Origin of the sequence: Hyphococcus sp. (genome assembly GCF_965228385.1) — a bacterium.
Lineage (GTDB): Bacteria > Pseudomonadota > Alphaproteobacteria > Caulobacterales > Parvularculaceae > Hyphococcus.
The window spans coordinates 1,383,014-1,407,293 of sequence record NZ_OZ245810.1 but is presented as its reverse complement, the minus strand read 5'-3'; the positions used below and the strand labels follow the sequence as shown (position 1 = coordinate 1,407,293).

The 24,280-nt window shown below is 56.6% G+C and carries 22 protein-coding genes; 14 read left to right on the top strand and 8 right to left on the bottom strand.

Going from position 1 to position 24,280, the window contains the following annotated elements:
- Window positions 1–11: 11 nt before the first annotated feature.
- A complete protein-coding gene (locus tag ACQK2Q_RS06625) occupies window positions 12–716 on the bottom strand; it encodes a matrixin family metalloprotease (protein ID WP_425408955.1) in 705 nt (234 codons plus the stop codon).
- A gap of 390 nt (window positions 717–1,106) precedes the next feature.
- Here ACQK2Q_RS06625 and ACQK2Q_RS06620 point away from each other — a divergent pair, with 390 nt between their 5' ends.
- Window positions 1,107–1,523: a PRC-barrel domain-containing protein gene (locus ACQK2Q_RS06620; RefSeq protein ID WP_425408954.1), complete on the top strand. Its 417-nt coding sequence runs from the start codon at window positions 1,107–1,109 to the stop codon at window positions 1,521–1,523.
- 89 nt (window positions 1,524–1,612) lie between these two features.
- On the opposite strand, the gene ACQK2Q_RS06615 is transcribed toward ACQK2Q_RS06620, so the two are convergent.
- Both ACQK2Q_RS06615 and ACQK2Q_RS06610 read right to left on the bottom strand, forming a co-directional pair.
- Entirely contained in the window at window positions 1,613–2,152 is a 540-nt protein-coding gene (locus ACQK2Q_RS06615; RefSeq protein WP_425408953.1) for a J domain-containing protein, read from the bottom strand.
- A 61-nt stretch (window positions 2,153–2,213) separates the two neighbouring features.
- Entirely contained in the window at window positions 2,214–2,423 is a 210-nt protein-coding gene (locus tag ACQK2Q_RS06610) for a DUF2842 domain-containing protein (protein WP_425408952.1), read from the bottom strand.
- 90 nt (window positions 2,424–2,513) lie between these two features.
- On the opposite strand from ACQK2Q_RS06610, the gene ACQK2Q_RS06605 reads away from it, so the two are divergent.
- Window positions 2,514–3,581 (top strand): COX15/CtaA family protein, encoded by a 1,068-nt coding sequence (locus ACQK2Q_RS06605; RefSeq protein WP_425408951.1) that lies wholly within the window; start codon window positions 2,514–2,516, stop codon window positions 3,579–3,581.
- On the opposite strand, the gene ACQK2Q_RS06600 is transcribed toward ACQK2Q_RS06605, so the two are convergent.
- Entirely contained in the window at window positions 3,569–4,705 is a 1,137-nt protein-coding gene (locus ACQK2Q_RS06600; RefSeq protein ID WP_425408950.1) for a hypothetical protein, read from the bottom strand. The two genes, ACQK2Q_RS06605 and ACQK2Q_RS06600, sit on opposite strands and share 13 nt — an antisense overlap.
- Window positions 4,706–5,011: 306 nt before the next feature.
- Here ACQK2Q_RS06600 and ACQK2Q_RS06595 point away from each other — a divergent pair, with 306 nt between their 5' ends.
- The 4 genes from ACQK2Q_RS06595 to rpsI all read left to right on the top strand — a co-directional run bounded on the left by ACQK2Q_RS06595 (window position 5,012) and on the right by rpsI (window position 7,959).
- Complete coding sequence (locus ACQK2Q_RS06595) at window positions 5,012–5,665, top strand: VPLPA-CTERM sorting domain-containing protein (protein ID WP_425408949.1); 654 nt, start codon at window positions 5,012–5,014, stop codon at window positions 5,663–5,665.
- 361 nt (window positions 5,666–6,026) lie between these two features.
- On the top strand, window positions 6,027–6,728 hold the full coding sequence (locus ACQK2Q_RS06590) for a hypothetical protein (protein ID WP_425408948.1): 702 nt from the start codon (window positions 6,027–6,029) through the stop codon (window positions 6,726–6,728).
- Window positions 6,729–6,993: 265 nt separating this feature from the next.
- Window positions 6,994–7,467, top strand: a complete 474-nt coding sequence (gene rplM, locus ACQK2Q_RS06585) for a 50S ribosomal protein L13 (RefSeq protein WP_425408947.1) — start codon at window positions 6,994–6,996, stop codon at window positions 7,465–7,467.
- Entirely contained in the window at window positions 7,468–7,959 is a 492-nt protein-coding gene (gene rpsI / locus ACQK2Q_RS06580) for a 30S ribosomal protein S9 (protein WP_425408946.1), read from the top strand.
- Between the two features lie 261 nt (window positions 7,960–8,220).
- On the opposite strand, the gene ACQK2Q_RS06575 is transcribed toward rpsI, so the two are convergent.
- Window positions 8,221–12,030: a translocation/assembly module TamB domain-containing protein gene (locus ACQK2Q_RS06575; protein ID WP_425408945.1), complete on the bottom strand. Its 3,810-nt coding sequence runs from the start codon at window positions 12,028–12,030 to the stop codon at window positions 8,221–8,223.
- Window positions 12,030–13,805 carry an autotransporter assembly complex protein TamA gene (locus tag ACQK2Q_RS06570; protein WP_425408944.1) on the bottom strand — a complete coding sequence of 592 codons (1,776 nt, stop codon included), beginning with the start codon at window positions 13,803–13,805 and terminating at the stop codon, window positions 12,030–12,032. Before ACQK2Q_RS06570 ends, ACQK2Q_RS06575 begins: the two co-directional genes overlap by 1 nt.
- 253 nt (window positions 13,806–14,058) lie before the next feature.
- Here ACQK2Q_RS06570 and ACQK2Q_RS06565 point away from each other — a divergent pair, with 253 nt between their 5' ends.
- The 4 genes from ACQK2Q_RS06565 to ACQK2Q_RS06550 all read left to right on the top strand — a co-directional run bounded on the left by ACQK2Q_RS06565 (window position 14,059) and on the right by ACQK2Q_RS06550 (window position 18,133).
- Entirely contained in the window at window positions 14,059–15,189 is a 1,131-nt protein-coding gene (locus ACQK2Q_RS06565) for a sulfotransferase family protein (RefSeq protein ID WP_425408943.1), read from the top strand.
- Window positions 15,170–16,240 (top strand): hypothetical protein, encoded by a 1,071-nt coding sequence (locus tag ACQK2Q_RS06560; RefSeq protein ID WP_425408942.1) that lies wholly within the window; start codon window positions 15,170–15,172, stop codon window positions 16,238–16,240. Before ACQK2Q_RS06565 ends, ACQK2Q_RS06560 begins: the two co-directional genes overlap by 20 nt.
- The gene (locus ACQK2Q_RS06555; protein ID WP_425408941.1) at window positions 16,237–17,226 is read left to right on the top strand and encodes an NAD-dependent epimerase/dehydratase family protein; all 990 of its coding nucleotides are present in this window, start codon (window positions 16,237–16,239) and stop codon (window positions 17,224–17,226) included. The genes ACQK2Q_RS06560 and ACQK2Q_RS06555 overlap by 4 nt, the downstream gene beginning before the upstream one ends.
- Before the next feature lie 61 nt (window positions 17,227–17,287).
- Window positions 17,288–18,133: a phytanoyl-CoA dioxygenase family protein gene (locus tag ACQK2Q_RS06550; protein ID WP_425408940.1), complete on the top strand. Its 846-nt coding sequence runs from the start codon at window positions 17,288–17,290 to the stop codon at window positions 18,131–18,133.
- On the opposite strand, the gene ACQK2Q_RS06545 is transcribed toward ACQK2Q_RS06550, so the two are convergent.
- On the bottom strand, window positions 18,130–19,326 hold the full coding sequence (locus ACQK2Q_RS06545) for a sulfotransferase family protein (protein WP_425408939.1): 1,197 nt from the start codon (window positions 19,324–19,326) through the stop codon (window positions 18,130–18,132). The two genes, ACQK2Q_RS06550 and ACQK2Q_RS06545, sit on opposite strands and share 4 nt — an antisense overlap.
- A gap of 157 nt (window positions 19,327–19,483) precedes the next feature.
- Between ACQK2Q_RS06545 and ACQK2Q_RS06540 the strand changes: the two genes are divergently transcribed.
- Window positions 19,484–19,972 (top strand): universal stress protein, encoded by a 489-nt coding sequence (locus ACQK2Q_RS06540; protein ID WP_425408938.1) that lies wholly within the window; start codon window positions 19,484–19,486, stop codon window positions 19,970–19,972.
- Here the strand turns inward: ACQK2Q_RS06540 and ACQK2Q_RS06535 are convergent.
- The gene (locus tag ACQK2Q_RS06535) at window positions 19,963–21,117 is read right to left on the bottom strand and encodes a glycosyltransferase (RefSeq protein ID WP_425408937.1); all 1,155 of its coding nucleotides are present in this window, start codon (window positions 21,115–21,117) and stop codon (window positions 19,963–19,965) included. The two genes, ACQK2Q_RS06540 and ACQK2Q_RS06535, sit on opposite strands and share 10 nt — an antisense overlap.
- A 102-nt stretch (window positions 21,118–21,219) precedes the next feature.
- On the opposite strand from ACQK2Q_RS06535, the gene hpnC reads away from it, so the two are divergent.
- The 3 genes from hpnC to hpnE are packed head-to-tail and all read left to right on the top strand — an operon-like array spanning window position 21,220 to window position 24,280.
- A complete protein-coding gene (hpnC, locus tag ACQK2Q_RS06530; RefSeq protein ID WP_425408936.1) occupies window positions 21,220–22,113 on the top strand; it encodes a squalene synthase HpnC in 894 nt (297 codons plus the stop codon).
- The gene (locus tag ACQK2Q_RS06525; RefSeq protein ID WP_425408935.1) at window positions 22,110–23,000 is read left to right on the top strand and encodes a squalene/phytoene synthase family protein; all 891 of its coding nucleotides are present in this window, start codon (window positions 22,110–22,112) and stop codon (window positions 22,998–23,000) included. Before hpnC ends, ACQK2Q_RS06525 begins: the two co-directional genes overlap by 4 nt.
- Entirely contained in the window at window positions 22,997–24,280 is a 1,284-nt protein-coding gene (gene hpnE, locus ACQK2Q_RS06520) for a hydroxysqualene dehydroxylase HpnE (RefSeq protein WP_425408934.1), read from the top strand. Before ACQK2Q_RS06525 ends, hpnE begins: the two co-directional genes overlap by 4 nt.

Here is a 24,280-nt window from a genome sequence, read left to right as displayed (position 1 = left end):
GGAAAAGACGTTTAGTTGACAGGCGCGGCGTCAGGAATGGTCGCAATCATGGTGTCTTTCGCCGGGCCGTAGAGTCTGTGCGCGCCTTCTATATCGCCCGCCTGTAACTCAATAAAACGCTCGCCATAAGTGAATGACATAACCTGACCTTGCGGGCTGGCGTGATTCAGCCCGATAGCGTGACCGATTTCATGGGTCAGGGTATAGCGAATGTCCTGCGCGTCCGGATTGGCCCCAAAGCCGATTTTCCAGAGTTTCGCTGGGCTGAGACACACAAGGCTGCGCTCTATTCTGACAATGCCGTCGTCGCTTGTTTCCGTTTTGACGTCCGCATGCGCCCAGCCTTGCGCCGTTAAGTCCGATCCAATGAGAATATCGGCGGATTGTGGATCGTCAGCCGGCCGGAATTTAATACCGGAAACAGACTGCCAGGCGCCGAAGGCTTGCACCAGCGCGGCGTCAAACGCGTTGCGGTCGACGCCGCTGGCGGCGAGTATCGGATCTACAGGGCCAACTGACCGGCAATTGCGCGCATCGGGGAAATCGCGCGCCGCGTCGACGAGGGCGTAGCTGACTTCCGCGCCGGCGCCGTATTCGGCTGCGCCCCATTTCACATGCGCGCCATCCATTTTCAGAAGCCGAAATTCCGGGTAATCCCGTCCGAGCGAGGGCTGCGCGCAAAAGAGTGTGACGCAAAAAAGCAGGAAAAAACGCACGAACTGGCCCTTAACTGACGCTTATAACCATTACCAAGCGGTAATGTTCAAGAGTTAATAATTTGTAAGTCAGCCGTCAATCGGTTTTTTCGGGATCAGGCAACAGCGGCAACGCGCGCACAATTCAGTCCGGTGGTTGCGCGGTGTTTTTTGAAGAGCGGAAAAAAATCCGCACGGGTACAGCGAATTCTTCTCAATTTTAAATATCGTATATTCATCATTATACGTATCAAAAAAATGATAATTAACGTGCGATAACAGTTCCCTTGTTAGCGGCTTAATTTTACATCATGAACATGCGTTCACATCTGAAGTATCGTTAACTCGAATTTTCAATTCAACATGCCGATAGTTTTGAACGAGCGGGGAAATGCAAACAGGAGTTTGAAAATGAGAAAGTCAATTATCACAGCTTCCATCGCATCGCTTGCTTTCGGCTTTGGCGCCGCCAACGCTCAAGACGCGGCGGAAACGCCAAGCTACGCAAATGAACCTGCAAGCGTTGAAGCGGAAGCTTCCGCAACGCAGAGCGCTGAGCTGGAAGGTCAAAACGTATTTGATGCAAACGGCCAGCCTGTAGGTACAGTCGAAGCCATTGAAGTCGCAGCCGACGGCAGCGAAGACGCAATTCTTTCCGTCGGTGGTTTTCTCGGCCTTGGCGCTAAGAAAATCAGCGTCGGCGTTGAAGAACTGGAAGCGAACGCCGACGGGTCAGGTTATACGATTTCGATGACGGCCGAAGACGTTGAAGCCGCGCCCGCTTATGAAGGCGCAGCCTCAATGGATGAACCTGTCAACGAACAATAACCGGCTTTTGATTTATAAAAGCGCAAGGCAAGGGCGGTGAAACGGGTCGCAGGTTTCATCGCTCTTGTTTTTGCGTCGGTATTTAAAAATTAAACAACGCGCTCTGTTGTTGAACCGCGTTCGCGCATGATTTTCTGATAAGCGTAATTGACTTTTTGCGTCGCAAGTATCGCTGCTTTTTTGATATCGTCGTCAAGATCAAGCGATGCGATGGCGTCCGGATGGACCGCCTTGATACGCTTCTTGTAAGCGGCGCGCACTTCTTCTGGGCTGGCGGCCGGCGAGACGCGCAGCATTTCGTACGGGTCGAAAGACTTTTTAGCGATCGCTTCCTTGATTGTTTCCTGAGAAAAATCTTCTTCAAGCTGCTCGATATCGTCGTCCGCGTTACTGGCGTTTTCACGCTCGGTCAGCGAGGCGATTTGCGATTTGGCGATCAGAATGATTTCGCCTGAATCCCGGCGAACCGGAATAAAAGTGCGCTCGTCGTTTAAAAGGTCCAGCGCTCTTTCGCCAAGGCTTGCGAATATGACGCCCGGCACGTCCTCGTCGCTATCTTTCAGCCGCAAGAGAACGTCTATTTCATTCCGGTGTCGGAAGGTGCGGTTCTTGCTGTCGAAAACGCTCATGGGGGCCTCTGTTCGCCTCATTCATCCGGCTCGAAGAGAGACTTGCAACGCCCTTGCCAGATTAACCTTTTCGCCGCGGTTCAGCGTCCATCCATTGCATGAGAAACTTGGCGGGAAACGCCCAGGCGACGCCGGCCACCAGGAAATAAGCGGCCTTCAGGAACTGATTATCGGGGACGCGCTCGCCCAGCGCTGCAGCCGCAAAGAAGTAAAGAATGAGCGCCGGCAGGAAGAGCGCAAACCCAATCAGCTTTTTGGAACGTGGCCGCATGGAAATAACAGTGCCAAAGGTTAAGGCGCGACGCGCGGTCGCGCCGCAGGGTTATATTTGAACGCCGCCAAATGGCCTAAAGGACGCTGCATGGCGTTTACCACTTCTTCATCCGCCGGGCAAAGCACCGGCGCTTTATCCGCGCGTTCAGCACAGCGGATTGCGATCTGGTTATTCGTCATGTGCGGGCTCGTGGCCGCCATGGTGATCGTCGGCGGCGCGACGCGGCTGACGGACTCCGGCCTGTCGATAACGGAGTGGCGCCCGGTCACTGGCGCTGTGCCGCCGCTTACGCAAGAGCACTGGCTAGACGAATTTGAGAAGTACAAGACCATTCCGGAATATGAGCAAGTGAATTTCGGGATGAGCCTTGATGAATTCAAAACGATCTACTGGTGGGAGTGGGCGCATCGTTTTCTTGGCCGGCTGATCGGCGTCGCTTTCATGGCGCCCCTGATCTTTTTCGCTGCAACCGGGCAAATGACAAAAATCTGGGCGCTGAAACTCAGCGGCCTGTTTGTGCTTGGGGGCGTGCAGGGGGCGCTTGGCTGGTGGATGGTGTCGTCCGGCCTCGCGGACAGGGTCGATGTCAGTCAATACAGGCTCGCGGCGCATCTGGGCCTTGCAGTGCTGTTGTTCGGGCTGATGTTCTGGTTTGCACTGGACCTATTGCCGGGACGCAAACGCCACAGCGTTTCAACTGGTTTGCGATACGGCGCCTATGCATTGAGCGCGGGTGTGTTTGCGCAAATAATACTCGGTGCTTTTGTTGCGGGCTTGCGCGCAGGGCGCACCTACAACACATGGCCGCTGATGGACGGCAAGTTTTTTCCGGAGGGGTATTTCGCTGGCGCCCCGCAGTTTCATCACCTGTTCGAAACGATGGCGGCGGTGCAGTTCAACCACCGGATTGGCGCCTATCTTCTGGCCGGCGGTATTGTTTGGTTTTATCTTGCGGCGCGTAAAACCGCCCTTGAAATGCGCGCGCGCCTGGTGATTTGCGCTGCGGCGCTGCAAATCGCGCTTGGGGTCTGGACGGTCCTTGAAGCAACGCCGCTGGTTTTAGGCCTTGTGCATCAGGCGGGCGCGCTGGTGTTGTTCTCGGCGGCGCTTTTTGCCGCGCATGGCGCCGGCAATTCTGCGGCTCATTCCGGCTGATCGCCGATCTCCGGCGCCGGTATCATCAAACCGTCCTGTTCTTCAACAACATTGTCGCCGCGCGGCGTCAGGGGGCCGGTCACCGGAAGCGAAAGCGCATTAAAGATGCTGTTTACGGGTGCGATCCGAACCACTGGCCCTTCATCGCCGTCAACGCTGAACGCGATGGCGCCGTCGCGGTAAACCCCGCCCAGATTGGCGCTAACCGCGCCCATCGCTGTCGCCGGTTCGGCGTCCGGCATGTCGCTTGTTCCGGATAGATCGACAACGCCGCGCGCGCCCCCGTCTTCGCTGCTAAAGACATGAAGCGCGCCGTCTGCTGTATCGAGCAACAAAAGAAGGCCGCCTGGCGAAGCAGCGGATTCGGACGACGCTGTTGATATAATCGAGATTTCGCCGGCGGCGCCGGCCGCCGCTTCAGCGAAGGGCGTGGCAAACGCATCCTCGCCGGCAACGCGATAAATTTTGCCGTCATCGGCGCCCAGCAGTAAAACGCCCTCATGATCGACAGCGCAACTGACGATATTGTCCGGCGTTTCGATTGCAGACTCGCCATCGATCCGAACGCCTTGCAGATCCGCCGCGAGATTGAAAATCTGCACCCTGGCGTTTTGCACCACAAACAACGCCGGCGCTTCCGAGGTTATCGCGCGGCCAAGGCAAAATCCCCTGACGGCGCCTCGGATAGCAGGTCCGTCGTTTAACGGCAGGAAGTTGCGCGTCGCATTGTCGACGCCGTAAAACCTGAAAAGGCTGTCGGCCGCGTCAAAAAAGGTCAAAAACCCCGCAGCCTGTGCGCCAAAGCCCAAATAACCCACCGCGGCGCCTTGCGGTGAAAACCCGTCGATCCTGCCGGTTTCGGTTCCGTTTTCCATCGTATAGGAGACGACGCCGTCCTCATTGGCGACGATCAGCAAGCTGTTGAACGATAATGTCGGATGCTCCCAAAACGCCACGCCGGACGCGGGCGAAGTCAATCCCGGCAGTTCATCGCTGAACAAGGCTTCAACCCGTTCTGCGGGCTGAGTTTCCGGCTCTTCCGGAGCAGCGGTTTCCCGCTCGCAGGCGGTAATGGCGATGAGCGCCCAAACAGCGCATGTGGACCGTATAAAGCGTAAACTCATGAGTGAACTCCGATGATATCGACAGCGGTAGACGCCCGCCGGAATTGCATTCGTGTATGTCCGATTTGCACAGCCTTCGCTATCTGCAATGCAGCAATTCAGTCAAATATCTATATGCATTGGGTATTCGCCATTTTTACCCAGAGGGGGAAAGCGCTTGCAGCGTATTCTGTGATGCGCAGCTATAGGTGACGTCACTGACGTATCGATTTTTATTTACAGAAAATTTTGGGGCGTGGTAAATTCGACATGAGTTTAGTTTCTCAGATGGTTTTTGAATCATTTGAAGAAGATATGGTGGGAACTATGAAGAACTTTCTAGCGGCTATCGCCGCAAGCGCAGCGGCGTTGACCGGTAGCGCTCATGCGGTGTTTTTAGATTTTGTCGCCGAGGCGGCTGGCAATGAACGCGGCGTTGCGGACGGCACTGTCATCAACTTCGGCGGACTGGACGTAACCTTTTCATCGCTCAGCGCCGGCGTGTTTTACGCCTATTTTGACGATTTGAGCTCGGGCAAGCCGGCCGGTCTGGGCGTTTGCGAAGTGCTGGTCGCAGGGCCGGGCAGCGAGTGCGCGAATACGGGCGATGATAATATTCGCTCAGGCGAAGCGGTGACCTTGACTTTTTCCGAGACGGTCACGGTCAGCGACTTTTCCTTCACAGATGCGCTCCACAATGATTTGAATTCGAATGACACCAATACGCTGTTGATCGCGTTCAACGATCCGAACGTATTCCAGCAATTCACATTTGCTGAAGCGGTCGCGCTGGTGATGTCAGGCGTGGATCTCATCCGTTTTGCTTTTGACGATGCGGGAAGCGGTCTTCAGTTCTATGTAAACGGATTTGAAGCGACGTCGGCCGTACCGCTGCCAGCCGCAGCGCCATTGCTTCTGGCGGGTATTGCGGGGCTTGGGTTCGCCTCACGGCGCAGGAAAAAAGCTGACCAGAACCTATAAAATACTGGTTCGAGTGATAATTAGGCGCGCATTCACGCGTGCGCGCCTATTTCCTTAAAATAAAGCGCGCGGATCACGCGAATCATATTGCAAACATGTTCTGCCGTTTTTCGTTGCGCAATACGTTGAGGCTGTCTGAATGCTGGGCCTGCTATGATTTTTTATACATCGTTTCGGCGCCATAAAAAGTTTTCGGCTATGTAAGCCGACAGAATCAGCGCAAGTTAAAAATGCTTAAAGTCTGCTCGGGACTTTGATCCAAACCAAGATGAAAATCGCGGCGTTTCAAGTTCCGGGCCTGGCGGAAAGTTCGCGTCCGGCGAATCCGGACAGTATGTACCAATTAATTGGGGGTATAAATATGACTGCCCTTCGAATGCTGGCGGCTGCGTTTACAGCTGCAGGGCTCCTTGCGGCCCCGGCCAATGCGACCACGTTTATTTTCAAATCCGGCGGCGCTTTCCTGGACTCGCCGACGGGAAACGTGGCCATGGATTGCGGCACAGTCGGCGCCGACCTGTGCACGGATGTTGATGCGCTCGGCTTCAATTATTCCAAGGACGGGGTCAATTTCAACGCGACCGCTTACAAGTACACCGACAATACTTACAGCGCGCGTGATGCGACTTTGTTGATACAGGATATTTCACCTGAAAACTCTGGGCTTGGCGCGCTGTCGGAAGGCGGCATCCGGGACGATCAGACCCAGTTTGGCTCGCTAGAAGCGATTGAATTCATTTTCGACTCGCAAGTGTCGATCACCAATTTTGAATTCAACGCCGGCGACGACAATGATTGTTCTGGCCCGCAAGGCGAGGGGCCATGCGGCGACTTCGACCTGTGGATCGACGGTATGTATTTCGCCACAATCACGGCGGTGGATTTCCTGACGGATATCTTCACCGGCACGATTTTCGAGTTCCGCGCCATCACGCCGAACGCCGGGTTTAACATCGCCCAGTTTGAAGTCATTACCGAAACGCCGATTCCGGGCGCCATACCGTTGTTATTGTCCGGTCTGGCGGGTCTGGGGCTGGCCTCGCGCCGCCGGAAAAAAAGCTGACTTTTACCTGAAAGGGCAAATACCTGAAAAGGCAAAATTGACGTGAAACTTGAGCGGGCTCGCGAGCCCGCTTTTGTTTTAGCGGCCAGTAATTTTGCAGGCCCGCACATTTACGGTAATATAATACCCCATAAATAATCGACTGTTTTCACAGTATTTCCGCCGATAGTGTTGACCCGTCCGGAATTCAACGCTAGCAACCGCGCTTCTCGACGGCGGAGCAGCGATTTGCCTGTTTCGCGACAGATTTCAGGATTAAAGACACATGAAAACCTACGCCATGAAACCGGCGGAAGCGGCGGATCAGAAAAACTGGATCCTCATCGATGCGGAAGGCCTCGTTGTCGGCCGTCTCGCATCCGTCATCGCGACCCGTCTGCGCGGCAAACACAAGCCCGCCTATACGCCCCATGTCGATTGCGGCGACCACATCGTTGTCGTGAACGCTGAAAAAGTCGTCTTCACGGGCGCCAAGATGTCAGACAAGAAATTCTACTGGCACACAGGCTATCCGGGCGGCATCAAGGAACGCACCATGGAAAAAATTATCGGCGGCGCCCATCCGGAGCGCGTGCTGATGAAGGCCGTGGAGCGCATGATGCCGAAGGATTCACCGCTCGCGCGCAAGCAAATGACGAATTTGCGGATTTACGCAGGCGCAGAGCATCCGCACGATGCACAGAACCCGCAAAACCTCGACGTTGCTGCGATGAATTCCAAGAATCAGAGAGACGCTTAAATGAGCACGACATCACTAGAAGATTTGAAAGACGTCGCCGCGGAAGCAGGGGTCGTTTCGACTCCTGAAGAAGAAGCGCCGCAGGCCCAGCCAAAGATCGACGATCTTGGCCGCTCTTATGCGACCGGAAAACGCAAAACCGCCGTCGCCCGCGTCTGGATCAAGCCTGGCGCCGGCCGCATCAGCGTCAATGGCAAAGATCATACGGAATATTTCGGCCGCGCTGTTTTGCAGATGATCATCAAACAGCCGCTTGTCGCCGCTGAGCGCAACGATCAATTTGACATTTATTGCACGGTGTCGGGTTCCGGCCCCTCCGGACAGGCTGGCGCGGTGCGTCACGGAATTGCCAGGGCGCTGACATTTTATGAGCCGGGGCTGCGCTCAATCCTCAAAAAGGGCGGTTTTCTGACGCGCGACAGCCGGACGGTGGAACGCAAGAAATACGGCCGCAAGAAAGCCCGCCGTTCATTCCAGTTCTCGAAACGCTAAAGGCGAGGAACAGCCCATCCCCAGTATTTATGCGGGTTTGCGGCCGTTTCTTATCCAAACTGTAATGTTTTTGCGGGTTTCGTGTCCGATCGTTAATTTGAGATTCCGGGCGAAATACGCGAAAAAATAATCCTCCCACAAAACAGTTTCCCAAAAGCGCCGCTTCTTTTCCAAGGAGCGGCGCTTTTCTTTATTGGATAGTCCCCACCGGTGCTGAGCCGGACAAGACGCTTTAGAGAGTTAAGCGCGGCGAAGGCGTCTTTAGAAATCCTTTTCCCAGTTTGCTGAAACGGTCTGGTCGCCGGTCTGTTCGATTTCGGTTTCTACCGTAATATTGTCCGTGATTTCATATTTTACGCGCACAGCGCCGTTCTTTCCTTCGGCGTCCTGCGAGGCGGATACGAAAAATCCATCCGCCACATACTTGCCGACGGTGAGAGAGCCGCCGCCGCTTTCCGGATCGATGTCAACATTCAGAAGGTCCAGTCCCACTGCGCTGCGCAGCCTGCCTGTCAGCCCGCCGCCGCTTCCCCCGAACGGGCCGATCCCGCCGAGTGACGCAAGCGCCTGCGCCGCCTGCAATGATTCAAGCGGCGTTAGCTGTTCGGCGGGCTTGCCGAACAGAACGAGCGCCATGATGTCTTCCTGCGGCATGGAGGGGGTCGATTCGAGCGTTATCTGCGGCTCCATGGCCCGACCCGATATGACAATTGCGGCCGTCACGCCCTCGCTTGTCTCATGCTCGGCGCGGATATCAACAACAGGATTGTTTACGGACAGCAAATCGAATTTCACGCCGCCGCGCGTCAGATCAAACCGGCGGCCAGAAAAATCGAGCCAGCCGCGGCGCAAGGACAAGTCGCCGACAATGACGGGTTGTTCGCGGCCGTTGACGACCGTCGCATTGGCGGACCACTCGCTTTCAAGGCCGCGTCCACGAATAAAGATGCGGTCGTCTGCGCTGAGTTTGATCGAATATTCAATATTCGAGGTGCGCTCTTCCGGCGCTTGCGCGGCGCTTTCATTCTCATCGTTATAGGCGACGACTTCGATATCGACGAGACCAGTGCTTTCCGGCGTCACGATTTCCGCATCCAGCTCGTCGATGACGATATCGCCTTCAGCCTTTAACGCCTCCATGGGGCCGGTAATTTTGAGCGAGCCGTTGGCGCGAATATTGTTTACCGGGTGTGCGGATAGTTCCGCGTCATTCATCTGCGCTTCAAGATCGATGCGGGAATCCTCGCCAACCGTCAGATCGCCCGTCAGGGTAATCGTGTCATCGCCGGATTGGTCTGCGCCGCGCCCGCCGCCGGTAAAGGTGACAACGCTGCGGCCGTTTTCGTAACTGGCTTGCGCCTCGGCATGCAGGCCGGCCAGTGAAAAGCCGGAGCTGAGTTCTGTATAGGCGCCTTCCATAAGAGTTGCGCTGCCTGAAAGGTCGGGCGCGCTGGTGTCGCCGCCCAGTCTGAAATCCGCGTCCAGTTTGCCTTCCATGGTCTGCAGCGTCGGCGGCAGATAAGCCGCAATCGCCTGGATGTCGCCGTCATAGCGGATAAATCCGTCCAGCGGTCCCTCGCTGCTGATGCTGATGGCGGGCGTGCGCGTCAGCCGCGCCGGCAGTACGATGCGCATGTCGATTTTTTCATCAGCGTCGTCATCGCGCACGGTAAGGCTTTCGCCGTCCCAGACCAGATTTCCGGCGATTGACGCCTCTTCTTCGTTTAACAGAAGCGAGCGCAGGGCGAAATCAGCGCGGGCCGGCGTTTGTTCGTCCGTGTCCAGAGAAAGGTCGAGGGTAATCTGGCCGTCGGCTTCGGGAATGTTCACATTGACGAGTTTCGCATCGGCTATCCACCGTTCCGGCTGCAAGGCCCCGTCAAGCGCGATTGAACCATTCGCGCCATAGGCGAGACGCAGCGTTTCTACGCGCACGCCGTTTTCCAATGAGATTGTCGCAGGTTCGGTCATGCGCGTGTTATTATTTGCGATTACGGCTTCGAACTGGGTGAGCATGACCTTAGGCGCGGCCTGCAAGTTTACCTGCGCTTCAGCGCGATAGTCCGTAATTTCACCTGCGCCGGGGGCTGAGAAGACGTCGCCTGCAAGCGTGACGTTTACCGCGCCCGGGGGCCCTTCGGCCGTGAGCGACATACCGCTGACGGAAATGTCATTGAACGCCAGCGACGGGGCTTCCACTTGCAGATTGTTCAGCGCGCCTTCACGGGAAAGAACACCGTCAATGGTTGCGCCGCCGGCAAGTGTCAGGCCGGGCCAGGGTTGCGCGCCATTTTCTCCGGAATAGCTGAGATCGATATTGACGGTTTGCGGTCCAGGATCGAAATCTCCAGCGCCGTCCAGTTGAAATCCGCGACCGGCGTAAAGAATTTTCGGCGCGCGAATTTTACCGTCGCCGGATGAACGCAATTGCGCTTCCAGACGCCGGGGCGCGTCATTGCGTGCGGTGGCGAGGATGTCGCCATTCGGACGATTGGGCAGTCCGGAAAGCGCTGCCTGCATGGCCATTGGCGGCAGGGCGCCGTCTGTAAATGTCAGTTGCGGCGTTTCAAATTCGGTTTCCAGCGTGAAATCGTCTGCCGGCCCGCTGAGGTCGAAATCGCCGGAGATATCGCCGCCGGCCTCAATTTCAGGCGCCAGCGCGCGCAACGCTGCGCTGGTGAGTGTAAAATCACCTGCAGCGGTAATTGTTTCACTGTCTGTTTCGTAAGCGCCGCGACCGTTAAACGATGCGCCGTCGGACGTACGCACGACCAGGTTTTCACCGCTCATGGACCGGTCAAGATCGATATCGACCTCGCCGCTAGCCTCGACGCCGCTTGCGATAATCGGCGGCAATGTATCATTTGCGGCCAGGTTTGCCGTGATAACGCCGGCGAATCTGCGGCTGAGATCAGTGCGCCCGTCCTGAATCTCAATGCTCGCCAGTGCGCCGTCAACAGCGGCGGTCAAGGCGTAGTCGTCACTGCGCCAGTTGAGTTCGGCGATGATATCTGCCGTCTCGCCGAGGTAACTTTGAATATCCGGCCGGTAATTATCAGCAAACTGAATGTTCATCGTTACATTCAACTGATCGACATCCCCGCCCGGAGAACGCCACGTAATATCTCCGTTGGTGTCGCCGACGCCTGATGAAAGGGAACGCACTGTCATTGCGCCGCCGTCATTGTTCAAATCAATGCGCGCATCCAGATCGATCGGCGCGGAAAGCTCCTCAACCCCGGATAGCCTTTCGCCGGCGGTGAAATTGATGTTCACATCCGCGCCGGTGAAATTGTCGAAATTGGCGCCAATGGTCGATCGCAGTTCGCCATAGCCGCCGATAACGCCCTGCAGGTTGATTTCTGCATCGTCGATCGCGCCGTCTCCGCGCGCTTCGATATCAAGCGGGCCTTCCAGACCAAGAATAGTGGCGACAACGCCGTCCGACTCGGAACGGAAAGTCGATTCGACCAGGAAAATATCCCGCCGGGGAGACTTCTCGAACGAAATATCCGCGCGATCGCGCCCACCGCTGCTCGACAATGCGGTTTGCAGATTGATATCCGTTCCGTTGAGCCGGATAGAGCCGTTCGCATCCAGACGTTCCATTTCGCCGTTCACGGGCGCCTGAAAATCGCTCAGGTCGAACGCCGTCAGCGTGAAATCAGGCGCGTTGAAGGACAGGCTGAGCTGACCGCTTTCCTCTTGTTTAGGCTCTCCGGGCGGAGGGTTGCGTAAAAGATGCGGGCTATCGACGTCAATGAGATCAACGATAATACGCTTGCGGATGAGCGCGAGGGGACGCCAGCGCACCTCCGCGCGCTGAACCGTAAGCCATGGACCTTCGGCGTCTTCAAGCGCGATATCCTCAAAAACGATATGTCCCGGCGGCGCGCCTTTGAAGGCGCCGACCTCTGCCTCTGAATTCAATGCAGCGCCGAGCTGTTTTTCAATGACGCCGGACAGCATTGCGCGGCCGGGCGGCGTGTGAAAAACGCCAAACCATATGATGGCGAACACCGTCAGCAGGGCGGCGAAAATTATCGCTGTTATGGTCGCTATGCGTTGCATCAGAATGGCTGTCCAAGAGCAATATAGATTTGAAAACCACGGTCACTTTCGCGTTTATCAAACGGGAAGGCGACGTCTGCGCGGATCGGGCCGATAGGCGTGATATAGCGCACGCCTCCGCCATATCCGAAAAAGAACTCATCGCTGAAATCCGGGAGGTTACTCGCGGATACGGAACCTGCATCGACGAAAGCGGCGATTTGGAGGTTTTCCATCACTTTCACGCGGGTTTCAAAAGCGCCGTCTATGCGGGACAGCCCGCCAATCGGGTCGTTGTCTGCGTCGAGCGGGCCGGCCTCCTGAAATCCGTAACCGCGAACAGAACCGCCGCCGCCTGCATAAAACCGTTTGTTGCGCGGCAAATCATCCAGCGTGCTGCCGAGCGTCGCGGCGAGCGATCCTCGCGCAGCGAAAGTGATGAGTTCATCCGCGCCGACATGCACCCGTCCGCGTCCCGATATTTCACTCTGCGTGAATGTATCAGAGCCGGTATACGGCGTGACGGACCATGAGGCGCGAAAACCGCTGGACGGGTTCAACAGATCGTCTTCATTATTCCAGATTACGGAAAGCGGCAGTGAAACGTAGTAATTCCGCTCTTCAATTCCGTCTTCGCGGACGCTTGACGTTTCCAGAGCCAGCGCCCCCCGCGTTTCAAGCTTGTTCTCCAGCCACCTCTTTGAAAGGCCAGCCGATACAACAAACGTCCGAGCCTTAAATGCGTCGGTTGTTTCATTCGAAAACGCCGCGCTGCCAAAGGCATGTCCGCCAAAACGGGGGAGCGGCCGCGTTACGTTTCCGGTAATCGACTGCTCCACTTCGGAGCCTTTGATCTCGATACGGGCGTTTTCGCCGTGACCGAATATATTGCGATTTTCAAAATAGATGCGTGCGCCCGGTCCTTCCGAAGTCGAAAAAGACAGACCTGCGCCGATGGTGCGCTGTTTACGCTCTTCAAGGGTTACAACCACAGGCGTCACGCCATCGTCGCCAATCGTTCCGGGCGCCACGTCGATGGTTGAAAACAGATTGGTTTCGCGCAGCTTGTCATAATAGGCGGTAAGCTTTGATCTATCGAATTCTTCGCCTTCCTCCCAGGTTTTCAGGCGGCGAATGAAGGAAGCATCCGTTTTTTGAAGGCCTTCAATTTGCGGCGGACCAAATTTTGCCTTCGGGCCTGACCGGAAGACAAAAACGGCGCTGGCGGCGCCGGTCTCAAGATTGGCGATTGAGCGACGCCCGATGGCTTCAGCCGAAGGAAACCCGCTTTGCCAGAGCACGCTGAGAAACGATTGCTGGTGCGCGCGTAGCGCAGCGCCGTCCGCAGCGCCTTTTGTCTCTATCCCGGCTTCGTCAAATGAGCGGGGCCGTCCCTCAGCCTCATCCTCAAAGAGCACTTCATATTCGCTAATCTGGAAAGCTGGACCGGGTTCTATCTGAAAGACAACGCGCGTTTTGCCGTCATCGTCGGGCGGGACCAGATCGAAACTCGCTTTTCCGGCGTAATATCCGGCGGCCTGGAGAGCCCCGTTGAAAGTCTCGATGTCGCGCCGCGCGGCGCGGCGCAACGCCGCTGCGGTCGGATATTCACGCGCCCCTTCTATAAGTTCGGAGATCAGTTCCAGCTTGTCTTTCAAGCCGTTCGGCGCGCCCTCGATCGTCGCGTCGTACGTGTCGGCGGCGTGGGCGGGCGACAGGACGAGCGCACAGCCGACCGCGACCGAAACGGCTCTGGCGCAAAAATGTCCGAAAAATCGCCGCTTATGACGCAACATACTCTCGTTTCATTGTCGCCGCACCGCCAATTGCACCCGGCGGGCTTATTCCAGTGGTGAGTCGCTTTGCGGCACCCTCTCACGACATAGTTAACCTTGTGCTGCAAACCGGCTCTTTCAAGGCGGAAAAATCCGGCGCAACGCCTTATTTCACGGCGTTTTTTACAGATCAACCGAGGCGGGATTGTGGCCCGTCGCGCCGGAGTGCGCTATGCCCTTTTTTCATTAAACACGTTGAAAGGCGGATCATTCCATGGCGCACCCGTTAAGCGGCGCAAATCTCGGAACATTGGCGAGCGTAATCGGCCGTTCGGGCCTGCCCAGTCAGCCTCTGCAGGGGCTGGGCGTCGGGCTTGCAGCGCTGGCGCGCTGGCCAGCGTCGACAATTGAGAAACTTGCAATCGAAAGCAAGCTTCCAAAAACGGAAGACCTGCCCCCGCCGGTCTTTATTCTAGGCCATTGGCGTTCCGGCACCACGCATCTTTACAACATCATGTGCGAGAGCGGGGAGTGGGGTTACGTGCCGCCCGTCGCAACGGGATTGCCGTGGGACCTGTTCGGACTTGCGCGGATTTTCAGCCCGCTTCTGGAACGCGCTTTGCCGAAACACCGTTATATCGACAATATTCCGGTGACGCCCACGAGCCCGCAGGAAGATGAAATCGCCATCGCGAACATGTCGGAGGTTTCATTTTATCACGGAATCTATTTCCCACGAAATTTTGCGGACAATGTGCGCCGCGGGCTTTTTTTCGATGGCTGCAGAACGGAAGATATCCGGAACTGGCGGCGCCAGTTCACCTATTTTCTGCGCAAGCTTTATCTCTATCAGGACGAAAAGACGCTGCTCATAAAAAATCCGGTTTACACGGGCCGTTTCGCAATGCTGCGCGATATGTTTCCGAACGCGAAATTTGTTCACATCCATCGCAATCCATATGATGTTTTTGTTTCCATGCGGAATTTCTATAAAAAACTTTTAGAGGAATTTGCACTGCAGGGGTACGATCACGTTGACATTGATGAGACCATACTCAGCGTTTACGACAGGATGATGCGCGATTACGAACGGGATGCGGCCGATACGCCGGAAGGCCAATTGGTGGAATTGCGCTATGAGGAGCTTGACGCGGCGCCGCTCGAAACTGTTGAAAAAGTTTACAATGCACTCGCCTTGCCGGGGTTCGAGGCGGCGAAACCGAATTTCGAGCGGTACCTTGCATCCGTTTCCACATTCAAGAAGAATAAATTCGAGTATTCAGATGAAGCCGCCGCCAAAGTAGAGGCGCGTCTCGGCGACTTCATTGAAAAATGGGGCTATCAACGGCCGGGAAGCGGGGCCGGGGACAACAAGGGGACGCGCCATGGGGAAAACGCGGCTTAGGCTGGCATGCGGCGGCTTTTTTGCGTTCGCCGTAGCGGCTTGCGCGCCAGACGATATTGGAGCGGCGAAATACAGCCTCGATATGTGCCGGCGCGTGGCGCTTGAAGACAGCCATGGCGAAATTGTTCGCGGCGCAGAAGATCTGGCGCTCGATCAGGAGAACAACCGGCTGTTTGTTGCTGCTTATGACCGGCGCGCCGTGGAAAAGGCCGCGCGCAGCAATAAACAGACGCCTCCCGATGGCGGTGTCTATGCAATTAACCTGGCGACGCTGTTTGATCCGCATACGCAAAAGATTAGCGTTGTTTCTCTGGCTTCGCCAGGCGACTTTACCGGCGGACTTCGCCCGCACGGCCTTCATTATGACGCTGAAAATCATGAATTGATCTTCGTCAATCGCACCTATGCGCGGCAAGGGCGAAAATGGCGTATGACGCCGCGCCTTCAACGTGTCGGCGCCAATGGAGAAGTGTTCATAGGTGAAGCGTCGTCTGCGCCCTGCGCTGCAAACGATGTGGCGACGTCCGGTGCTCGTATCTATACAACTTTTGACCATGCGTCATGCGGGTTCGGCGCCAGTATTGAAAATGTTTTTCGCTTAAAGCGCAGCGGCGTCATGGAATCAGGTCAGCCGGTTTTCGCCGCTGCGGCTTTTGCGAACGGTATTGCGCGCTTTGACAATGGCCGTCTCGCTATCGCTGCGACCAGAGAAAAGGCTCTTATTGTCGTAGATGAAAAAAATTACAGCGTGCAAAAACGCATTGCGCTTCCGGGCGGTCCGGATAATTTGACGAAGACTAACAGCGGGGAGATTATCGCCGCGCTGCATCCTTCAATGGTGAAACTGGCGCTCAACCGAAAACTCGGCGTCGGCCATGCGCCTTCGCGGATCGTGAAAGTCGATATGGAAAAGCAAGCGATCAAAGTTCTTTTCGATGACGCGCGCGGGGAATTGTTCAGCGCCGCGACTGTAGCCGTAGAGACGAACAGGGGCCTTGTCGCCGGCTCGGTAACGGATGAGGGGCTTCTCGTCTGTCAGGCGCCGGTATGACCGGCATGACGCTGGTCACGGGCGGCGCCGGTTTTGTCGGTCAGTCGCTGGTGGCGATGTTACGCAATCAAGGCGAGCGGGTTCGCTCACTGGACATTGCCGAGCCCGCGCATGAGGATGATATTCAGGGCTCCATCACCGATGAGGAAAGCGCGGGACGCGCTATGGACGGTGTAACCACCGTATTTCATCTTGCCGGCAATGCGCAGCTCTGGGCGAAAGATCCGTCCGTTTTCGAACAGATTAATCATGGCGGTACAAAATGTATATTAAACGCGGCGTTGCAGGCGGGCGTTGAACGGCTGGTCCATTGTTCAAGCCTGACAACGCTGGTCGGAAAAACAACGCCTGTGGGCGAATCTTACGCGGATGAGAGCGTGATGCTTTCGCCGGACGATATGCTGGGGCCTTACCCGCGATCGAAATGTCTCGCCGAACGGGAAGTGGAGATCGCCTGCCAGAACGGTCTTGACGCTGTTATTGCTTTACCGACGGAACCTTTGGGTCCCGGCGATGACAGTCTGACGCCGCCGACACGGATGATCCTGGACTTCGCCAATGGCGCGACGCCGGCTTACATCGACTGCGTGTTGAACTTCGTTCCGGTGGACAGCCTTGCGGAAGGATTGATCGCAGCCAGGGGAAAAGGCCGCCGCGCGGGGCGATATCTTCTGGGCGGCGCCAACGTGCCGATGGCGCAGTTGCTTGCGATGATCGAAAAATTCACTGGGCGGGCCGGTCCTAAAACGAAAATGCCTTACTGGGTGGCGCTCGCAGCCGGGATGCTCGACACCAAACTCGTGTCAGCTTTTACCGGCAAACCGCCAAAAGCGCCGCTTACGGGCGTCAGGCTGGCGGGACGACAAGTGTCTTTTTCGTCGGAAAAAGCTGCGCAAGAGCTTGGATGGCGCGCGGCGCCGGTCGAGCCGTCCCTGAAAGCCATGCTCGACTGGGCGCGGGAAAAGCAACTGCTGAAACCGGTTTAAGCATGCGGCAAAAACCGTCATGATCGCGGCGTAATCCGTTATTCAGGTGCAGGTGGCGCAGATGTCGGGCAATGTTGAAACATGGTTTTCTGACCGCTCTTTCGAACAGTGTCGGGCGCAGTTCGATCGCGACGGTTATCTGATTTTTGAAAATGTTCTGACGGCGAATGAACTGGATGCGATAAATGCAGCGCTGGCGCCATATCTTCAGCAGGATTTAAAAGGCCGCAATGAGTTTGAAGGGCATGAGTCAAATCGCGTCTATGCGATGCTGGCGAAATCGCCGCTTTTCGGCGATCTTGTAACTCATCCGCTGGCGCTGAAATTTGTTGAAGCGGACCTCGGCGAAGATTGCCTGCTGTCGGCATGCCTCGCCATCAAACTTCATCCCGGCGAGACGGCGCAGCCATGGCACTATGACGACAGTCATTATCGCTGGCCGCGCCCGCGTCCCTCGCTTGGCGTTTCGTGTTTCTGGGCCATCGATGAACTCACGGATGAGAACGGCGCAACGGAAATTCTGCCCGGCAGTCATCTCTGGGGGGATGATCAGGTGGAAGGATCGGTAGCCGCTGAAGACTTCAACAAAGAGCAACGCCGGATGGGCGATCCGGGGGCCCGTGCGGACGCCAAAAAAGCGCTGATGCCGGCGGGGTCGCTCATGCTCGCCAAGGGCACGCTCTGGCATCGCGGCGGCGCCAACAGATCGGATAAAGCGCGTTTGATCATTACGCCGCAATACTGTCCCGCCTGGACGCGCCAGCTTGAAAATATGGCGCTCGCCGTGTCGGCGGAAAAGGCGAAACTCTTACCGGAACGCGCTCAGGAACTGATCGGTTATTCCATTTGCGCGCCCTTTATGGGGTATGTTGACGGCAGGCACCCGAAACGGAGGCTTGAAAATTAAAGGCCCAAACGCTCGCCAAACTGATCGAGATAATTGCTGAACCGCGCGCGAATGTGTTCCGGCGTCTGTCCGAACGTTTCAGCATCATAAACATGGCGGCCGTATTTTTGTTGCGGGTTTTCATTCAGCCAGGCGTTCACCAGCGCTTCATTGTCAGTGCGCCAGCCCAGCCCGCAGCGATCATAGAGATCGCGTATCACGCGCACCGGATCCTCAAGAAGCTCCGGATAAAAAACGTCGTGGATCAATGAAGGGCGTCGTGCGCGTATTTCCAGATTGCGGTCTATCAGTTCGGCCTGCAAATTCAGGTGAAACGCCGCCATTTGTTTTTCATCTATATCGGAAATCAGGCTGTGATAGGAGTGTGCGAAACTGTTGAGACTGGCGACGGTCTCGGCGGGGTCACGGTGAATCTGTATGAATACGCCGCTTTGCAGCGCATCGTGAAAAACATCCGCGCTCGGCGTATGCAGCGGCGATTTCAGCGTGAGTCGCGTTTCAGGCGCCGTGCTTTGTAAAATGTGCAGAAAAGAAACATATTCGCGATAAGTCCTTGCTGCATTCTGGCTCAGCACCCAATCCGCATAACCGTAAACCGGCGCGGCTGCACAAAATGCGAGCGATGAGAATGACGTAGCCAGGAGCCCTGTGCATTCTTCGGGTTCCGTCACTTGCGGGGCGTGTTTGGCGGCGATATCCGGCGCGAGAAAAAGCAGCAGCTTTGCGTTGAGATTCAGGCGGCGAATTTTTTGCGCCTGCGACTCCCACGGAAAGGGATTGTAAATTTCATAAGCCGGTATGCCGCGATGGCGCGGGTCGAGAGATAACAATCTGTGTAAAAGGGTTGTGCCGCTTCGCGCCATGCCGAGAACGACGATGGGCGGCGTGAGGGGCTGCGTAAATAAAGCCGGGCGTGAGCGCTCCGCCTCGACGCGTTTTAACCGCGTGACCAGCATCGTCACAATCGATTGCCGCAGCGCGAGTCTGCCGAGCGCATTCAAGCGTGCGTCTTCTTCGGACGAGCGAACTAACGCCGCAAGACCGTGTTCGAATTCCAGGTCGCCGAAATCATCAAGTTTGGCGCGGCGGATTGCTGCGTTTTTCAGATTGTCCGGGTTTAGAGAAGGGGCGGCCCCGGCGCGCTCTAATGCCGTAACGGCGGTTCTGGCCGTTTTTAAAGCTATGGAACGCATTAACAAATTCCCCCACTGTCACATCGAGATTGCAATGATTACAGTGAATATACAAATCAGGTTGAAGACTGACGCGATGGAAGTCCGGAACTTTACAGCCTTGTAAGGGCTTTCGGCGTAAAAATTTCCAACGGTCACCGATTTATGGAGAATGATTATGCAATTCAAAATGATTATCGCCGCCGTCGCTGTTGAGGACAAGCTTTCCGACGGCGTCATCCGCGCCGCACGCAGCCTTGCTGAGCGGGACGGCGCTGAATTGCAGATTGTGAGCGCCTGGCCGCTATTAAGCACTGCTATCCCTACCTTCAGCGGCGAGGCGGCGGCGAATTCAGCGGTCGCCGCCGAGGCTATGGTTGAACGCAACCGGGTCGGGAGAGAGTCAATAGAAAAGCAACTGCATGATCTGACCGCCCGGCTTGCGCCGGGCGCGCGAACAGTGCTGATCGACGGGGAGCCGGCTGAAGAGATCGCCGAATATGCAAAAGAACAAGGCGCCGATCTGATCGTGACCGGCTCACACCAGCGCGGCTTCTGGCAAACCCTGTTTCAGGGCAGCGCCTCGCGCGATCTCGTGCGCGAAGCGCCATGCGCGGTTTTTCTCGTTACAAAAAAATTCGCAGAGCAGCAGACGGGTCAGGAATAAGTACGGCCTTTCCATTTGCCGCCTTCGCCGCGCCAGTGACGCACCGCAGAAGAGACTGTCATAGCCGCGTATAGCGCGCCTGAAACTGGCAGCAAGGCCGTCTCCCACGGGGCGCGGTCATAAAAACGCAAAGTCGGCCAATAGGTGAACGCCATGATCGCGCAAGCCAGGCCTGCCATAAGCAGCGCCCCAAAGTTCCAGTGATAGAATACTGTCAGTATAATGAGCGGCGCCGCCAGATAGACAAGCATCATACCGAGAACGGCGCCGGCCAGTAGAACGGGAGAATGGTGAAGTTGTGCGTAAGCCGTGCGCGCCACCATGTTCCAGATAGATGAAAGTTCTCGATTGTCACGCAGGCTGACGGCCTCTGTTTGCGCGAGGCCCAGCCAGATTCTGGTTGACGGCGTAATATTCTTTATGGCTTTGGCGAGCGCGCAATCGTCGATGAGCGCGCCTTTGATCGTCTCTACGCCGCCTATCGACTCAATTGCGTCTTTGCGGACAAGCAGGCAGCCGCCGGCTGCAGCGGCGAGATTGTCGTCCGGGTCATTCGCCCGCGGGAAGGGATAAAGTTTTTGAAAGAAATAAATGAAGGCTGGAATCAAAAATGACGCCCAGGGACCCTTGGCGTCGAGTTTCGCCATGAGCGAGGCGAGCGCCAGGTTTTCATGTTCAGCCTTCGCGACCAGTCGGGTCAGCGTATCCGGCGCCGGTTTGATATCGGCGTCGGTGAGAAAAATATATTGCGCATCTGGGCTGGTATTTTTTGCACGGGCCAGCCCATTATGAACGGCCCACAATTTACCGCTCCAGCCGTCTGGCAGCGGCGGCACAGCGAGCGCGTCAAAATCGTGGCGCGAGGTTCCGGCGGCGGCGGAAGCGATTTCCGCCGTCGAATCACTGGAGCCGTCATCGGCGAGAATGATGGAAAACCGGCCCGGATAATCCGATGACATGTGCGCCCCGATAACATCGCCAATGGTTTCCGCTTCGTTCCGCGCCGGAATTACAGCGACGATTTCCGGCCACTGAGGCGGCGCAGGCGCGTCCGTCAGCCGCTCTGAAGCGCGCCAGAAACCGCCATTGAAAAACGCCAGCCATAACCAGGCGGCCAAAGCCAGGAAAGAGAGAAATGTCAGCATGCCGGTTTCGTCATTAGCGCGCTTGCGCCCGCTCCGCAAAGCCCTATTGAAATCGCGCGCTGACGCTTGGAAAACCATCCGAAATCCGTAAGGTGCGCGCCTATGTCGACAACACACGATATCGAAGTCACCGGCGCGGCTCCGGCCGAAACCCCTTCCGGCAAAGGCGCGAAAGACGAGAACTTTCCCGTCGGCTCATTTCTGCTGCCCAAGCGGCTGCGCCCGCATGTTGCGAAATATTACGCTTTCGCCCGCGCCATTGACGATATCGCTGATAACGGATCGCTGTCAGCCGATGAAAAGATCAGACGGCTCACGGCCTTCGATGCTGCTTTGAACGGCGCGCCGGATTATGGCGCGGAATATGAAAAGGCGCACGCCTTACGAAAAAGCATGACGGAAACAGGCGTCACCACAAAACATGGTAGCGACCTTGTCGCGGCATTTATATTGGATGCGGAAAAGAACCGGTACGCCACATGGGAGGAACTGCTCGGCTATTGCGAGCTGTCGGCCAATCCGGTTGGGCGATATCTTTTGGATCTGCATGGAGAAGACAGTTCCGGCTATCGCTATTCCGACGCTCTGTGCACGGTGTTGCAGATCGTCAACCATCTGCAGGATTGCGGCGATGACCGCCGCGAACTTGACCGCGTCTATATTATCGAAGACTGGCTGAAAGAAGAAGGCGAGGATATCACTGTCGTCGACCGCAATGAGGTTTCGCCCGGATTTCGCAAGGTCATCAATCGCATGCTTGACGGCTGCGAAGACCTGATGGCCGACGCCCGGAAATTGCCATCGGCGCTGAAATCAAGATCTCTCGCTATGGAGTCGGCGGTGATTGTGCGCCTTGCCGACCGGCTGATTCAGCTGTTGCGAAAGGGCGATCCGCTGGCGAAGCGCGTGGCGCTGAACAAGCTGGATTTTGCTTCGGCTGGCCTGCGCGGCGCATCCACTGGATTCTTCCAAGCCGGTAAAGGCGCAAACGAGTGACCTCGGAAAGTATCATTTCGCCTGATGCGGCCCGCCGCCATGCGGAAGAAACGGTCAAGCGATCCAAGACCTCCTTTGGTCCCGGCATGCGCATACTTTCCAAACCGCGGCGAGAGGGCATGTATGCAATTTACGCCTTCTGCCGCGAGGTCGACGACATCGCCGATGAAGGTGGAACGCGCGAAGAAAAAATGAGCGCGCTTGCCGATTGGCGTGCGGAAATAGACCGCTTATACGCCGGCAAACCGGAATTCCCGACCGGCGTCGCGCTTTTAACGCCTGTCAATGACTTTGATCTGTCTAAAGATGAATTTATCCTGATGATCGAAGGCATGGAGATGGATGCGCAAGGCCCTGTTGTTGCGCCAGCGCTCGAAACCCTGTTCGCCTATACGCGCCGGGTTGCCGGCGCCGCCGGTAAACTTTCCATGCCGGTTTTTGGCGCGCCGCAAGGCGAGGTTTCTGACAAATTCGCCATTTCTCTCGGAGACGCTTTGCAATTTACAAATATTCTTCGCGATGTCGAAGAAGACGCGCGAGAGGGACGTCTTTATTTACCCCTCGAATTCTTACAAAAGCATGATTGCCCAATGACGCCCGATAAAATTATCAATGCGGCTGGACTGCCGGGCGTGCGCGCGGACATGGCGGACGTTGCACGGCGCAAATTCGCCGACGCCCGCGCCGCGCTCACATCGCTCGACTGGCGCCTGTTAAGGCCAGCGCTCCTGATGATGGGCGTTTATGAATGCTATCTGGACAAGATGACCGCGCGCGGGTGGGAGAACGGGCAGCCGCGGGTTAAAATCGCAAAAGCGGAGAAGGCGATCATCGCCGCCCGCTGGCTGGCAGCGCCGAAATTGACGCGGCGAGAGGCAAACGTATGAGCCGCGTTCATATTATCGGCGCCGGTCTTTCCGGCCTTGCGGCGGCGGTGCGCCTGGTCGAAAATGACGTACCCGTCACAGTGTATGAGGGCGCCGGGCAGGCGGGCGGGCGCTGCCGTACATTCTACGACAAGCATCTTGAGCGCGACATCGACAACGGAAATCATTTGATCATGTCCGGCAATAAGTCGGCGTTGTCGTATCTGAAACGCATCGGCGCGCCCGATCCAGTGAAAGACCCGCTTACAGGGCCGCCATTCGCCATCTATCCGTTCGTCGACGTGCGGTCCGGCCGGCGCTGGACCGTGCGCATCAATGAAGGACCGATACCCTTCTGGGTGTTCGACAAGCACTGGCGCGTACCGGATACCGGCGTGATGGACTATGTGAAAGCGGCGGGCATTGCCTTTGCGGGTGCAGATAAAACTGTTGCCGATGTCGTCGATCAGCAAAGCCCCCTTTATGAACGGTTCTGGGAGCCGTTGACGCTCGCGGTGCTGAATACGACGCCCGAAAAGGGACAGGCCAAGCTTTTATGGCGCGTTATTCGCGAAACGTTTTTGTTAGGAGGTCAGGCCGCGATCCCGCTGACGGCGCGAACAGGCCTCGGCCACGCGTTTGTCGATCCTGCGGGGAAGTTCATCGAACAGCATGGCGGCGTTGTCCGTCTGGGCGCACGCGTGCGCAGCATCTGGATGGAAGGCGGAGAAGCGACTAGCCTCAACTTCGCCGACGAAACCGTAACGCTGGATGAGGGCGACAGGGTTATTTTCGCCATTCCGCCGACGCGGTTGAAAGACTTGCTGCCGGATATCGACCCGCCTGACGATGACGCCAGCATACTCAATATTCATTTCCGGATGTCGAAACCGGTTCCGACAAAGGCGCTGGGCGAGGGGCCGTTTATCGGCATGATCGGCTCGGACGGGCAGTGGGCGTTTGTGCGCGACGACGTGATCAGCCTGACGACATCGGCGTCGAACGCCATTGGTACCGACGACCGGCCCAATGATGACGTGGTGGCGAAAATCTGGCGCGAGACGCAAATTGCGCTCGATTTGGGTGATGAGGAATATGAACGCGTGCGCGTCATCCGCGAAAAGCGCGCAACGCCCGACCAGTCGCCTGAGGGCGTGCGCAAACGCCTCAAGCCCGAAACGCGCTGGCGCAATGTCTTCCTCGCCGGCGATCATATCGACACTGGCGTCCCCGCAACGATTGAGGGTTCGATCCGGTCGGGGGACAAGGCGGCTGAGTCGGTGCTGGCTTTGAAGGCGTAA

Excerpts from the sequence above, each read along its gene's own strand:
- ACQK2Q_RS06595 (WP_425408949.1), top strand. The coding sequence starts at position 5,012 with ATGAAGAACTTTCTAGCGGCTATCGCCGCAAGCGCAGCGGCGTTGACC.
- ACQK2Q_RS06605 (WP_425408951.1), top strand. The coding sequence starts at position 2,514 with ATGGCGTTTACCACTTCTTCATCCGCCGGGCAAAGCACCGGCGCTTTA.
- ACQK2Q_RS06555 (WP_425408941.1), top strand. The coding sequence starts at position 16,237 with ATGACCGGCATGACGCTGGTCACGGGCGGCGCCGGTTTTGTCGGTCAG.
- ACQK2Q_RS06615 (WP_425408953.1), bottom strand. The coding sequence starts at position 2,152 with ATGAGCGTTTTCGACAGCAAGAACCGCACCTTCCGACACCGGAATGAA.
- ACQK2Q_RS06550 (WP_425408940.1), top strand. The coding sequence starts at position 17,288 with ATGTCGGGCAATGTTGAAACATGGTTTTCTGACCGCTCTTTCGAACAG.
- hpnE (WP_425408934.1), top strand. The coding sequence starts at position 22,997 with ATGAGCCGCGTTCATATTATCGGCGCCGGTCTTTCCGGCCTTGCGGCG.
- ACQK2Q_RS06600 (WP_425408950.1), bottom strand. The coding sequence starts at position 4,705 with ATGAGTTTACGCTTTATACGGTCCACATGCGCTGTTTGGGCGCTCATC.
- ACQK2Q_RS06610 (WP_425408952.1), bottom strand. The coding sequence starts at position 2,423 with ATGCGGCCACGTTCCAAAAAGCTGATTGGGTTTGCGCTCTTCCTGCCG.
- rpsI (WP_425408946.1), top strand. The coding sequence starts at position 7,468 with ATGAGCACGACATCACTAGAAGATTTGAAAGACGTCGCCGCGGAAGCA.
- ACQK2Q_RS06620 (WP_425408954.1), top strand. The coding sequence starts at position 1,107 with ATGAGAAAGTCAATTATCACAGCTTCCATCGCATCGCTTGCTTTCGGC.
- ACQK2Q_RS06540 (WP_425408938.1), top strand. The coding sequence starts at position 19,484 with ATGCAATTCAAAATGATTATCGCCGCCGTCGCTGTTGAGGACAAGCTT.
- hpnC (WP_425408936.1), top strand. The coding sequence starts at position 21,220 with ATGTCGACAACACACGATATCGAAGTCACCGGCGCGGCTCCGGCCGAA.
- ACQK2Q_RS06560 (WP_425408942.1), top strand. The coding sequence starts at position 15,170 with ATGGGGAAAACGCGGCTTAGGCTGGCATGCGGCGGCTTTTTTGCGTTC.
- rplM (WP_425408947.1), top strand. The coding sequence starts at position 6,994 with ATGAAAACCTACGCCATGAAACCGGCGGAAGCGGCGGATCAGAAAAAC.
- ACQK2Q_RS06570 (WP_425408944.1), bottom strand. The coding sequence starts at position 13,805 with ATGTTGCGTCATAAGCGGCGATTTTTCGGACATTTTTGCGCCAGAGCC.
- ACQK2Q_RS06575 (WP_425408945.1), bottom strand. The coding sequence starts at position 12,030 with ATGCAACGCATAGCGACCATAACAGCGATAATTTTCGCCGCCCTGCTG.
- ACQK2Q_RS06565 (WP_425408943.1), top strand. The coding sequence starts at position 14,059 with ATGGCGCACCCGTTAAGCGGCGCAAATCTCGGAACATTGGCGAGCGTA.
- ACQK2Q_RS06545 (WP_425408939.1), bottom strand. The coding sequence starts at position 19,326 with ATGCGTTCCATAGCTTTAAAAACGGCCAGAACCGCCGTTACGGCATTA.
- ACQK2Q_RS06590 (WP_425408948.1), top strand. The coding sequence starts at position 6,027 with ATGACTGCCCTTCGAATGCTGGCGGCTGCGTTTACAGCTGCAGGGCTC.
- ACQK2Q_RS06535 (WP_425408937.1), bottom strand. The coding sequence starts at position 21,117 with ATGCTGACATTTCTCTCTTTCCTGGCTTTGGCCGCCTGGTTATGGCTG.